Consider the following 12,707-nt stretch of genomic DNA (forward strand, 5'->3'; position numbering starts at 1 on the left):
ATCTTTACCCTGCTGCGCCATGCTGATGGCATTGGTTTTATCTCCGGTTTTTTGAAAGAGGCGCGCACTCACTATAAAAGTGGAATATTCAGGGTTTAAAACTGTTGCATGCTGTGCCCACAGGGCGGCCTGACTGAGCGCCGTCATATCTTCTATGTTTTTGTAAAATACATCGGCCATATCATGCAACTGGTGATAATCGTTCCAGGCGAAATTTTTTGCACCGGATAAACAGACATTTTTATAACCATTCCAGTTGAACGTATGCTCATAAATCTCTTTGTCGTAGAGGAACAGCACTGAATCAACCTTGAAATTATGAATGGCAGCAGCCGAAGGACGTTTGCGGAAATAACTTGCTGTATCTTTTGCTTCTACCATTGGTGCAAGTGTTTCTGTAACGATGTTACTGATTTTGCGCTGCACTCTTCCAGGAGAAGCAATGGCTGAAAATTCTTTCTGATGCGTCAGCACAAATTGAAATTGCGATGAGTTGATGTCGCTAACTCCGTTCGCAATGATCTTCCAGTTAATTTCATTCAATAAATCCGAATCTTTTTTTGTGGCGAAATATTTTGATGCAACTGCAGTATAATCCATCGCGCCGCGCCGCAAAGCCATCAGGTAAGCATAACACTTATCAGGATTGGACACATCATCATCAAACTGCTTTTGCAGGTAAGGCAATTGTTTTTCAACGGTCAATGCACTTTTCCCCTGGTCTATGAATTCAGCCGGTTTGAATTCGCCCATCAGGCGATATAACGTAGTTCCATTCTTATCAAGAAAAATAAAAGTCGGATACATTTTAACTGCAAACTTCTTGTAAAGGTCAATGCCTTCGCCGGCTTCCATGTCAATTTTTATGCAGATAAAATTGGCGTTGTAATAGGCAATCAATGAGCTGTCAATAAACACTTCTTCCTTCATTTTCTTGCAATGGCCACACCACGAAGTATAGCACATCAGGAAAACAGGTTTCGATTCCATTGAAGATTTTTCCAGGGCTTCCTTATAGCTGATGTCGCGAAAGAGCTGTTGTGATTGTGCCTCTACAAAACTCGGAAGCAGCAATAGAAAGAAAAGTGCGAAGCGTTGCATGGAACATTGATAAGGACAAACGAAAGTAAAAAATGTCCTGCACATGAAACGATGTTGCCCGCATCTGTACCTTTAGATAAAGGAGGATGGAAGAGGTAAGATTACATCTCACATCTGTATCAGGCAAACAGAATTAGGTAAATTAGACCGCCCCCGTGTCTACCGAAGGGGACACGGGGGATTCAACGACAAAAAGCAATTTAATAAGTTGTCAAAAGCCTTCTATGATTTCACCATAATGAACCAAAGGAAATTTACACTGTCTTTGATACTCATAAAAGGCAGGGCTTACACTGGTACAGTGTAAAGTCGCTAGCGAGATTCCATTTTCCTCTTACAGGATTGTGATGAATGTAATTAATCTTTTGATGCAGCATTTTCCTATCTCTCACAGGTTTTGCATCAAAGGAATTCCGGAACACCTGGTGCAGTTTTCCACGCTTTCGATCACTGGTGGTGACTGCATTGCTTAATTGATCCAGTAATTGGTAATTGTCGTATTGACGCAACCTGGCAACTATTCCATATGCCATGAATCTTTTTCCATTGCTGATCAATGTATTTAACCTTGGGTGATCAAGTGGTGTAGCCAGGATAAAATGCAGGTGGTTGGGCATAATGACAAAAGCGCACACCTGAAATCCTTTAACTGTTATGATTTCAAACCATTTATAAACCTGGTCATAAGATTTGGTAACTTCAAACAATGGAAGCCACTTGGTGCAGGTGAACTTGCAGAAGTATAATTGCCCAGGGAGATCGTGAATGGTCTTGCCTTACATATAAAATATATGTGCGGAAGATAAGAATTACAGGCATTGAATTCCCCCGTGTCCCCTTCGGGAGACACGGGGGCGGTGTAAAAATTTATACAGGCCAAAGCATTGATGTTTCTAATTTAAAAGCAGGATTTTATTTACTGCAGGTTTCTGATGGCATTAAAATTTGCCACGGATATTTCATCAAGCAATAAAATTCAAACAAAATGAAAAACAAAAATTTAGTAAAGGCAATTTGCCTTTCAGTCATTCTAATGTCGCCCATAAGCTGGGTTAAAGCTCAAATGTGGCAGGCAGTAAGCGGTAATAACTATGCTACGACATTGCAAAATACCGATAAGGTAGGTATTGGAACGAATACAACAATTTCATCCATGCTTCAAGTCGATGGAAGTTCGGCATACTCAGTTAATACTGGGGAATTGTTTCGCACGATTGCACCCTCATCAACTGCGTCTTACTGGCGCTTGCTTAGAATGGTTTCAGGAACACCCACTGAATTTGGAACTATTTATAATAATGCGGACAATCATTTTTATTTAGAGGCGGTGAATGGCGGAGGTGATATGATTTTCCAAACAGGAGGTGCAAACGGACGCATGATTATTAAATCTGGTGGAAATGTGGGCATCGGAAATTTTACAGCTCCAAGCAGGCTGCTAGATGTATTTGGCTCGGCTAACAGTCCACAATTCCGAATAAGTTATGATGCCAGCAATTATACGGACTTCAAAGCGCGTTCAAATGGAAATCTGATTATCAATCCTCTGAGTTCAGGTCCAACAGCAATGAAGGTGGGTATTGGAAACTTTGCCACGTCTGATGATCCCACCAACAAATTGGAAGTGGTAGATGGAGGTGGAGATCCCCAATTGAGGTTATCTTATACTCATGGCACTTTGTCTACAATTTTTGAAACAAATGTTGACGGTGATTTGAGAATTGCATCTACTTCCGGCCTTCATGGAATTAATGTAAATCCAAACACGCCTGGCGCGCGAATGTAGCAAATCCATGAGCGGATGGTTCGTGTGCCTGAATAAAACGCAAATCCATTTTCTTTCAATATTGAAAAAATAATTTTAAAACCGGTAACTTAAACATATTAAGTGCGTATTACATACAAATCTTTAATAACCATTATGCTGCTGCAAGTATTAAATAGCCTCTTCATCGTTAAAGAATTCATTTTTCGTTTTCTTATCACACCTATACTGATTATAAGTTTTCTGCTATATACATTCCTTGCATCCTTCAATTCCTGTTTGGTACTTCGCCTGATCGCTCACAGCGTTTCACGGCGTAAGTACCGGTTGAAGCGATTCTTTTTGTTTCAATGATTTCTCAAATCAAGAAGTATTCAGAAACGCCATTCTACTCTATTGCCAATGTCTTTTTTAAAGGACGAGGAGGCGCATTTTTTGGTAGCTTTCAGAAAAACCAAATCATCTTGCTATGAAAAACCTGTACATAATTTTGTTGTGTGCTCTTTCAACGTTAAACTCCTCAGCGCAGAACTTAGTGACCAATGGAGACTTTGAAGATTCCATTCATTGCCCAAATAACATTTATGGCAGTTTAGTCGAAAATGCGGCGGGATGGATGAGTATGCGAGGATCGCCTAACTATTTCCATTCCTGTGTGGACGATACATTAGGTTTATTTGATGTGCCCTCAAATGGATTTGGAAATCAATATCCCTCATCAGGGAATGCATACGGTGGCTTTTATACATATGGAAATCCAGCTGGTGGAAGTGAAAACTATAGAGAATTCATGGGAACTCATCTTCTTCAACCTCTTACTATTGGGCAAACTTATTATGTCAGTTTCAAGATTTCATGGGCTACAGAAGGAATTTATTATCCGATAAATTGGGCAACGAATAAGGTTGGAGCGCGGTTTTCAATTCTGCCTCAAAATAGCTTAACGAGCGATCCTTTGCCTAATAGTGCCCACATATACGAAAATTCAGTCATTGCTGATTCATTAAACTGGTCACAAGTCAGCAATTCGTTTATTGCTGATTCTAATTATGAATATGTGATTTTTGGAAATTTTTTCGATGCCGGATATACAACTGCTATTTCATATGGACCCACATCACTTGGAGCCTATTACTACATTGATGATGTCTGTGTGACTGGAACAAAAAGTAATTGCGAAACGTGGAATTCCATTGGAGGAATTGAACCAAACATATCCCTTAAACTTTATCCCAATCCTGTTGATGATAAATTAATTGTTGAAATGCCTCAAAGTGGAGTATATAGACTGGCCATATTCAATAGCCAAGGTATCGTTGTTGAACAAAGAAATGACAAAGAAATTCGGCATGATGAAGAATTTAATACTAAAGAATTTGAGAATGGTGTGTATTGGTGTGGAATATTCAGTTACAAAAGATACGTATTCAATTCATTTATTGTTCATCACTAAAAAATAAAACTTATGAAAAACTTAAAACTAAAGAAATCACTGGGAATAGCAATCTTGATTATTCTCATTTCAACGAAAAGTCAATGTGTTAAAGCACAAACGTGGCATACAACAGGAGACGTGATTAATGGGTCAGAGTATTTGGGAGCTAATTCTACAAGCACAATTCCATTCGACATTAAAACTATTCCATCATTGAACATCAATTTCTGGACTAATAATACACAACGAATGACAATACTTTCGGGAGGAAATGTAGGTATTGGATCGACTTCTCCAAGCAGATTATTAGATGTTTTGGGAGCTGCTAATTCACCTCAATTCCGCATAAGCTATGATGCAAGCAATTATACGGATTTCAAAGCGCGTTCAAATGGAAATCTGATTATCAATCCTCTGAGTTGAGGTCCAACAGCAATGAAGGTGGGCATTGGAAACTTTGCCACGTCTGATGATCCCACTAACAAATTGGAAGTGGTAGATGGAAGTGGAGATCCCCAATTGAGGTTATCTTATACTCATGGCACTTTGTCTACAATCTTTGAAACAAATGTTGACGGTGATTTGAGAATTGCATCTAGTAGTGGAAATCATGGAATTAATGTAAATCCAACCTCTGCAAATTTGGAAATTAAAACTATTACCGGCGGAACAACTGAGCAATTAAGACTTATCTCAGGATCTGCCTATACGAGCTTTACTACCGGAAGCAATGGAACCTTAGGGATGGTACCTTCTAATACGACATTGGGTAAAATCGGAATTAATACGAATTCGCCTTCACAAACACTTGATGTAAATGGAACAGCAGCTATTCAAACCGTGGCAAAAGACAATACACAACTAAAGGTGTTGATGTGGAATTCAGGTTCAAGCGGATTGCTTCAATACAGAGATGCTACCACTTTTATAAGTCCGTGTGCCGGTGGAAATACGGTTAATTATCTTCCTAAATTTTCTACAACCGTAACTGATGTTTGCAACAGCCAGCTTTATGATGATGGAACAAATGTTGGAGTTGCTACTACTTCACCTAACACTTCCTACAGAATGGATATTAATGCAACGGCTCTGAGTAATGGCCTGCATGTAGCCGGTAAATTCAATGGAGTTGGCGTGGACTTAATAACAGCCAGCTCATCGAATATTTCAACTCATGGTGTTGACGTTCTCAATACCGTAACAAATTCAGGTGGGTCTTCAGCCAATTTTGGAACTCACGCATCGGTATCAGGTGCATCTTGGGAAAATATCGGAACCTACGGTAGCGGCACTGGTGGAACTACTGCATACGGTGGATATTTTGATGGGATAAGTGCAACAACCGCTGCTTACGGTGTAATCGGAGTAGCATCCGGCAGTGCAACTACAAATTATGGGGTATATGGACAAGCTGGCGGTGGAACCACCAACTGGGCCGTGTATGCCAATGGCAATGCAGGCGGAACTACCATTTGGAATCCTTCTGATGCAATTTTGAAAACAGGCGTTCAACCATTGACAGATGGACTTTCGATGATAAACCTGTTGCATCCAAAAAATTATTACTTCGATACGGCACAATTCCATTTTATGAATCTTCCCGGCACCTTACAATATGGTTTGATTGCCGAAGATGTTCATCAAACAAACCCGAGCCTGGTAAAAAACTTTACAATTCCTGCACAGTACGATGCTGATGGCAATCAAATTCACGAAGCGTTAGATGTTTCGTACATGAACTATATCGGGGTTATTCCAATATTGATTTCAGCGCTTCAGCAAGAAGATCAAAAAGTAAATGAACTGCAGGCTCAACTGGATGGTTGCTGCGGCTTAGGAATGCGCAACTCTTCAAATGACGGAGTTGAAAATGTAAATAAGCAGAGTGTTGAACTCAAATCAAATCATCAAACTTATCTTGGTCAAAGCATTCCCAATCCAAATAGGGATCAATGTACGATTCCTTATTATGTTGAAGAATCGGTTCAGCATGCCGCTATCATTTTCATTGACGAAACCGGAAGGGAAATCAATCGTGTTGAAATAATCGGTCGTGGCAGTGGTCAGCTTACGGTACAATCATCACAATTGGAAAATGGTGTTTATACTTATTCTTTAATCGCAGATGGCAACGTGATCGGTACTAAGAAGATGATTAAACAGGATTAGTCAGGAACTATTAAAAAAACAGAAGCCGGTTCTAATAAAGAGTCGGCTTCTTTTCTTTTGACGCTGAACTGTTGTTATGGTTAGCACCTGAAGTGGCCAATTACAGTGATCGTCTTGTATTCAAACAATGTATTTTTTTCACAGCCACGATTAACAGGCGGAACACTCGTCACTTTACACCGCCCGTGTCTCCCGAAGGGGACGGGGGGGCCCCCCCAAAATTCATTTGATAAGTTGTAAAATCTGATTTCACCATGAACCAAGAAATTGACCTCTCATAAAAGGCAGCGCTTGAATTGGTACATGTAAAGTCTAACGAATCATTCCTAAAATATTTAAAAAGAGTCTCTCAGGTTTTGCATCAAAGGTTGCCGTGAAGCTCGCGGGGGGGGAATGGAAATAATTGGTAATTGTAGTATTCGCAGGAACTTTCGAATTTTTGCGCGATTTTGTGGGTGAGAAAAACCAGGTGGTGGGCATAATGCAAAAGCGCACACCGAATCCTTTAACTGTTATGCCTGCCTTTATTCCTGGTCAAGTTGGCCCCCCCCCCCCCCCCCCTCATTTTTGTTACCTTCGCCGCCATAATTTTTTAAGCAAACATGAATAAAGATAAACGCATCCTCATTACCGGCGCTGCCGGATTTATTGGTTCACACCTGTGCGACAGGTTTGCGGGTGAAGGGTTCCAGGTGATCGGCATGGACAACCTCATAACCGGTGACATGAAAAACATTGAACACCTGCTTCCACTTTCGAATTTTCAATTTTATCATCATGATGTTTCAAAGTTTATACATGTGCCGGATGAATTGCATTACATCCTTCATTTTGCATCACCCGCCAGTCCTGTTGATTACGTGAAATGGCCGATACAAACCATGAAGGTGGGTTCATTGGGCACTCACAATTGTCTCGGACTTGCCCGCGCAAAAAAAGCGCGGATACTTGTTGCTTCCACGAGTGAAGTGTATGGAGATCCGTTAGTACATCCGCAGACAGAAGAATACTGGGGCAATGTAAATCCTGTCGGGCCACGCAGCATGTATGATGAGGCAAAACGTTTCCAGGAGGCAATCACCATGGCTTATCACAATGCACATCAATTGGAAACCCGGATTATAAGAATTTTTAACACTTACGGTCCGAGGATGCGATTGAATGATGGACGTGTGTTGCCTAATTTCTTTTACCAGGCCATCACAGGATCAGATATTACAGTTTATGGCGACGGATCACAAACTCGTTCCTTCTGTTATGTGAGTGATTTGGTGGATGGTATTTACCGGCTTTTGTTCAGCGATTATGCAATGCCGGTAAATGTTGGCAATCCGGATGAGATCACGATCAGTCAGTTTGCTGAAGAAATTATTTCCCTCACGCAGACTGATCAGAAAGTTGTTTACAAGCCGCTTCCTGTTGATGATCCGAAACAACGGCAGCCGGAGATTACCAAAGCCCGCAACATTTTAGGATGGGAACCGAAAGTGCAACGAAGTGAAGGCCTGAATATTACCTATGAATACTTTAAGAAAGCACTAGGAAAATAATCTATTGAAAGATTCTTGTTCAGGTTGATATATAAAAAAAGGCGCTTGAAAGCGCCTTTCTTTTTGAAGATGATCCGGCTATTAATTCAATTCAATTTTCTTCAGGTAAACATTTCCATTTACGATCACCTGCATAAACACGATGCCTTTTTCATAAGCAGAAAGATCAAGCGTGGCATTTGAAGTGAGTTCAAATGAGCTTAATAAAACTCCTGCATGGTTGTATAATTTCACGATGCCTTCTTGTCCGTTATTGAGTTGCACGGTAACCAGTCCATTGGAAGGGTTAGGAAAAATCTGCACTGAATTATCACTGATTGTCTGAACTCCTGTTGCCATTCCGATATTCAGGGTTTCAGTTGCGCCATTGGTGCAGCAATAATTCTGAGTCGTTAGCGACACATTGTAAAAACCATTTGCTGCATAGGCATGCGTAGGATTGGTTTCTGTAGAGGTGATGCCATCACCGAAGTCCCAGGTGTAGCTGGTGGCATAACGCGACAGGTTATGAAATTGTACGAAATTGTCATTCTGCGAAGCGCTGAATCCGGCAACAGGTTTCAGTTGTCCGTCACCACAAAGACTTTCCACGCCAATAAAGATTCCCGAATCCAGAATGCCATCACCGGCATCGGCAATAGCAAGTTTTACATGATATGTTTCACCTGGTATAACAGTGATCTGAGCTGCAATGGGTACGGTGAATCCATCATATTGCAAGGTGGTTTCGTTGATGTCACCCGGACAGGCCAAAGGTGCAGGACAATCAGCGAGGCTATTGCATACATAATATTCCTGATTGGAATTTATGCAGTTGATGGAATTCACAGATACGGGATTGCTGTTTCCGGGAACCACTGCAATGTTCTGTTCGCCGGTTATTCCGGGGCCGCTGACGTAGAAAGCAAATACATCATTGAAATTGGTTCCTACCCATTCTGAATATTCTTCAGATCCAAATGAATACTTAAAATAGAGCGTATCCAGAGATGGCACAATGTCCATTTCAATCACACAGGCATCATAGGTTGGGAATGCTGCAATCGTATTCAGGGCATCATCTCCCGGAAGATTGTTGGCCAGGGATACTGAACCGTTATCATTCGGGCCGATGGCATTGTAAACACTTCCACTTGTCATCATGATGCCTGCATTGATACCGAGATTGGTGGCAGATCCATCAAAAAATCCAACAGCTACTGACGCGCCGTTATAGGTAACATTGCTGATGCTGACACAAGTGCTGTCGAAAAAATCATGCATCATGGTGGACACAGAAATTGCAGTGTCTACTACCAGTTGAGCTTTTGATTGTCGGGGGATAATTGTTAGAAGCAGAAAGGCAACAAAGAAACAGGTGTAAATTTTTTTCATGGCTAAAAAGTTTAATGGGAATTTCAAAGTTAAACAATAATGCTACAGATGGTTCAGTTGCCATTTAATATCTGTTTGAAATCTGTTAAGTTTGCGCCTCTGATAAATGATTGGTCAGAAATCGATTCAGCAACTCTGACTTAGAGTAAATCAAAAAATTCCTTTATAAAGCGAGATGCCGGTTAATGAACATATTTATTTTGCCCATGAAACGGCTGTGATTGATGAAGGCTGCTTCATTGGAAAGGGTACGCACATCTGGCATTTCAGTCATGTAATGCCGCAATGTGTGATCGGAGAAAATTGTAACCTCGGACAAAATGTGGTGGTCAGTCCTGATGTTGTGTTGGGCAACAATGTGAAAGTGCAAAACAATGTTTCCATCTATACAGGTGTAACCTGTGAAGATGATGTGTTTCTGGGTCCATCGATGGTATTTACTAATGTGATCAATCCCCGCAGTGCTGTTTCACGTAAAAATCAGTATGAAAAAACACTCGTGAAAAAAGGTGCTACCATTGGAGCCAATGCGACTATTATTTGTGGAAACACGATTGGAACATTTGCTTTTATCGGTGCAGGAACGGTTGTTACAAAAGATGTGAAACCTTACGCATTGGTTATAGGAAATCCCGCAAAACAAATCGGATGGATGAGTGAATACGGACACCGTTTGCAATTTGATGAAAGCAACATTGCAATTTGTCCGGAGAGCGGCGAAAAATATGTATTGAAGAATCACGAGGTGGAAAAATTAAACCCGTAGTGCTGCAACTGTTGTTGCCAAACCCGTTGAATTATGTTTGAAGAACTTCTTGATAAGAAAATAAAATTAGCTGTAATAGGACTGGGCTATGTGGGATTGCCTGTGGCGCTCGGTTTTGCAAAGCATGTCAGTGTGATTGGTTTCGACATCAATTCGAAACGTATTGACCTGCTGAATAAAAAAATTGACCCGAGCAGTGAAATGACTGCTGCTGATTTTGAAAATTGCGATATCACATTTACCAGCGACATTAAAGTTTTGAAGGAAGCCTCTTTTTTTATTGTGGCAGTTCCCACACCGGTTGATATTCACAATGTGCCCGATTTGCAATGGCTGCTTCTGGCATCTGAAACTATTGGAAAGGTTTTGAAGAAAGGTGATTACGTAGTGTTTGAATCAACTACCTATCCGGGCTGCACCGAGGAAGATTGCCTTCCGGTAATTGAAAAATGGTCGGGATTAAAAGTGAAGCAGGATTTTAAGCTTGGTTATTCTCCGGAAAGAATTAATCCGGGTGACAAAGAGCATACACTTGAAAAAATTATGAAAGTGGTTTCAGGTTGCGATGAAGAATCGTTGGATGAAATAGCGAAGGTGTATGGCATTGCAGCAAGGGCCGGCATTCACAAAGCGCCCAGCATCAAAGTGGCGGAAGCAGCCAAGATTATTGAGAATACACAACGCGATGTAAATATTGCCTTGATGAATGAGTTGTCGCTCATTTTTCAACTGCTGGGCATCAATACCTATGATGTAATTGAAGCGGCTGCCACTAAATGGAATTTTCTCAAATTTTACCCCGGACTTGTAGGTGGTCATTGCATCAGTGTTGATCCGTATTATCTTACCTACAAAGCAAATGAATTGGGCTATGAGCCAGAAGTAATTACAAGTGGACGGAGAATAAATGATGATATGGGTCCTCATATTGCACGCAGAACTGTTCAGTTGCTTACCCAACTGGGCAAAGATCCGGGCAAATCAAAAGTATTGGTGATGGGAGCGACTTTTAAAGAAAATATCACCGACCTGCGTAATTCTAAAGTGGTGGATCTGATTCATGAATTAAAAGAATTTTCATTGAAGGTGGAAGTAACAGATCCACATGCACCGGATGAAGAAGTGTTGCAACAGCATGGATTTTCATTGGTGAAAAATATTGCAAAAGATTATGATGCTGTGATCGTGGCAGTAATTCATGCCGAATTCCGTAACCTGACGGAGGATTATTTTCTTTCCATCACAAAACCTGATGCTTTGTTCATGGATGTGAAAGGTGCTTTCAGAAAGAAGATTACTAAAATGAAGTATTGGTCGTTGTAAAATCAAGGATATTAAATTAACTGTATGTCAGACTTTCAGCAAAAAATATTGGTAACAGGTGGCGCCGGATTTATCGGTTCGCATGTTGTGCGAAGGTTTATCAAAAAATATCCGCAGTATCTTATATACAACCTCGATAATCTTACGTATGCAGGCAACCTCGAAAATCTGCGCGATGTGGAAGATGCTGCGAACTATTGTTTCATCAAAGGCGATATTATTGATGCTGGTTTTATCAATCAATTGTTTCAGGAGCACCATTTTAATGCAGTGATACATCTCGCTGCCGAAAGTCATGTTGACCGCTCCATTGTTTCACCAATGGATTTCATCTTCACCAATATTGTGGGAACTGTCAACTTATTAAATGCGGCAAATGTTACCTGGAAAAATGATAAAGCTGCCATCCAAAATCCATCCGTTAGAAATCTTTTTTACCAGGTTTCTACCGATGAAGTTTTTGGATCACTCGATAATGGCGGATACTTTACAGAAAGCACTGCGTATGATCCTCGTTCTCCCTATTCCGCTTCGAAGGCCAGTGCTGATCATCTGGTTCGCGCTTATGGTCATACCTACGGTCTTCCGGTATTAGTTACGAATTGCTCCAATAATTATGGCTCGTTTCAGTTTCCCGAAAAACTAATTCCGTTGGCAATCAACAATATCAAAAACAACAAACCTGTGCCCATCTACGGTAAAGGAGAAAATGTGCGCGACTGGTTATGGGTAGAAGATCACGCTGCAGCCATTGATCTTGTTTTTCATGAAGGAAAAAGTGGCGCAACCTATAACATCGGCGGATTTAATGAGCGAATGAATATTGACCTTATCATGCAGTTGTGTAAGATCATGGATGAAAGACTGCAGCGCGCAGAAGGTTCCTCAGCAAAGTTGCTCACTTACGTAAAAGACCGGGCAGGCCACGATCTCAGGTATGCTATTGATTCCTCAAAAATCACCAATGAGTTGGGATGGAAACCCACATTGACTTTTGAAGAAGGTCTTGCAAAAACAGTAGACTGGTATCTTGAAAATGAAGAGTGGCTCCGGCATGTTACTTCGGGCGATTATCAGAAGTATTATGTGGAGCAATATGTAAAACGCTAATTATCGGCTCTAATAATGACGTGTCGATGTATTGCGTGTAATTTCAGGTTGCTGCCCCTTCCTTCTTCCACAATCATTTTCTACCTTTGCGCCTCGTTTAAATTTCCTCTGATT

11 protein-coding genes are annotated in these 12,707 nt (G+C 40.9%); 8 read left to right on the forward strand and 3 right to left on the reverse strand.

Features of this window, described 5'->3' with window-relative positions:
* Together IPO83_03350 and IPO83_03355 are read right to left on the reverse strand one after the other, a co-directional pair.
* A partial coding sequence (locus IPO83_03350; protein MBK9730318.1) for a thioredoxin family protein occupies positions 1–1,146 on the reverse strand: 1,146 nt, incomplete at its 3' end.
* Between the two features lie 227 nt (positions 1,147–1,373).
* On the reverse strand, positions 1,374–1,808 hold the full coding sequence (locus tag IPO83_03355) for a hypothetical protein (GenBank protein ID MBK9730319.1): 435 nt from the start codon (positions 1,806–1,808) through the stop codon (positions 1,374–1,376).
* A 278-nt stretch (positions 1,809–2,086) separates the two neighbouring features.
* On the opposite strand from IPO83_03355, the gene IPO83_03360 reads away from it, so the two are divergent.
* The 5 genes from IPO83_03360 to IPO83_03380 all read left to right on the forward strand — a co-directional run bounded on the left by IPO83_03360 (position 2,087) and on the right by IPO83_03380 (position 8,020).
* Positions 2,087–2,887 (forward strand): hypothetical protein, encoded by an 801-nt coding sequence (locus IPO83_03360; protein MBK9730320.1) that lies wholly within the window; start codon positions 2,087–2,089, stop codon positions 2,885–2,887.
* Between the two features lie 448 nt (positions 2,888–3,335).
* Positions 3,336–4,319 (forward strand): T9SS type A sorting domain-containing protein, encoded by a 984-nt coding sequence (locus IPO83_03365; protein MBK9730321.1) that lies wholly within the window; start codon positions 3,336–3,338, stop codon positions 4,317–4,319.
* A gap of 12 nt (positions 4,320–4,331) precedes the next feature.
* The gene (locus tag IPO83_03370; GenBank protein MBK9730322.1) at positions 4,332–4,724 is read left to right on the forward strand and encodes a hypothetical protein; all 393 of its coding nucleotides are present in this window, start codon (positions 4,332–4,334) and stop codon (positions 4,722–4,724) included.
* 12 nt (positions 4,725–4,736) lie between these two features.
* A complete protein-coding gene (locus IPO83_03375; GenBank protein ID MBK9730323.1) occupies positions 4,737–6,470 on the forward strand; it encodes a tail fiber domain-containing protein in 1,734 nt (577 codons plus the stop codon).
* Positions 6,471–7,072: 602 nt separating this feature from the next.
* Positions 7,073–8,020, forward strand: a complete 948-nt coding sequence (locus IPO83_03380; protein ID MBK9730324.1) for an SDR family oxidoreductase — start codon at positions 7,073–7,075, stop codon at positions 8,018–8,020.
* Positions 8,021–8,101: 81 nt separating this feature from the next.
* Here IPO83_03380 and IPO83_03385 read toward each other — a convergent pair whose 3' ends face one another.
* Entirely contained in the window at positions 8,102–9,394 is a 1,293-nt protein-coding gene (locus IPO83_03385) for a choice-of-anchor L domain-containing protein (GenBank protein MBK9730325.1), read from the reverse strand.
* Between the two features lie 175 nt (positions 9,395–9,569).
* Between IPO83_03385 and IPO83_03390 the strand changes: the two genes are divergently transcribed.
* From IPO83_03390 to rfbB, 3 genes are read left to right on the forward strand one after another with little or no spacing between them, the layout of a single operon-like run.
* Positions 9,570–10,160, forward strand: coding sequence for an N-acetyltransferase (locus IPO83_03390; GenBank protein MBK9730326.1), 591 nt, complete (start codon positions 9,570–9,572; stop codon positions 10,158–10,160).
* Between the two features lie 33 nt (positions 10,161–10,193).
* Positions 10,194–11,483, forward strand: a complete 1,290-nt coding sequence (locus IPO83_03395) for a nucleotide sugar dehydrogenase (protein ID MBK9730327.1) — start codon at positions 10,194–10,196, stop codon at positions 11,481–11,483.
* A 24-nt stretch (positions 11,484–11,507) separates the two neighbouring features.
* Positions 11,508–12,593, forward strand: coding sequence for a dTDP-glucose 4,6-dehydratase (rfbB, locus tag IPO83_03400; GenBank protein MBK9730328.1), 1,086 nt, complete (start codon positions 11,508–11,510; stop codon positions 12,591–12,593).
* Positions 12,594–12,707: the final 114 nt, after the last annotated feature.

The organism is Chitinophagaceae bacterium, from assembly GCA_016717285.1.
Taxonomy (GTDB): domain Bacteria; phylum Bacteroidota; class Bacteroidia; order Chitinophagales; family UBA10324; genus JACCZZ01.

Bases quoted from the DNA above. Each gene is read 5' to 3' on its own strand.
- IPO83_03395 (MBK9730327.1), top strand. From the start codon at position 10,194: ATGTTTGAAGAACTTCTTGATAAGAAAATAAAATTAGCTGTAATAGGA.
- IPO83_03385 (MBK9730325.1), bottom strand. From the start codon at position 9,394: ATGAAAAAAATTTACACCTGTTTCTTTGTTGCCTTTCTGCTTCTAACA.
- IPO83_03370 (MBK9730322.1), top strand. From the start codon at position 4,332: ATGAAAAACTTAAAACTAAAGAAATCACTGGGAATAGCAATCTTGATT.
- rfbB (MBK9730328.1), top strand. From the start codon at position 11,508: ATGTCAGACTTTCAGCAAAAAATATTGGTAACAGGTGGCGCCGGATTT.
- IPO83_03390 (MBK9730326.1), top strand. From the start codon at position 9,570: ATGCCGGTTAATGAACATATTTATTTTGCCCATGAAACGGCTGTGATT.
- IPO83_03365 (MBK9730321.1), top strand. From the start codon at position 3,336: ATGAAAAACCTGTACATAATTTTGTTGTGTGCTCTTTCAACGTTAAAC.
- IPO83_03375 (MBK9730323.1), top strand. From the start codon at position 4,737: ATGAAGGTGGGCATTGGAAACTTTGCCACGTCTGATGATCCCACTAAC.
- IPO83_03360 (MBK9730320.1), top strand. From the start codon at position 2,087: ATGAAAAACAAAAATTTAGTAAAGGCAATTTGCCTTTCAGTCATTCTA.
- IPO83_03380 (MBK9730324.1), top strand. From the start codon at position 7,073: ATGAATAAAGATAAACGCATCCTCATTACCGGCGCTGCCGGATTTATT.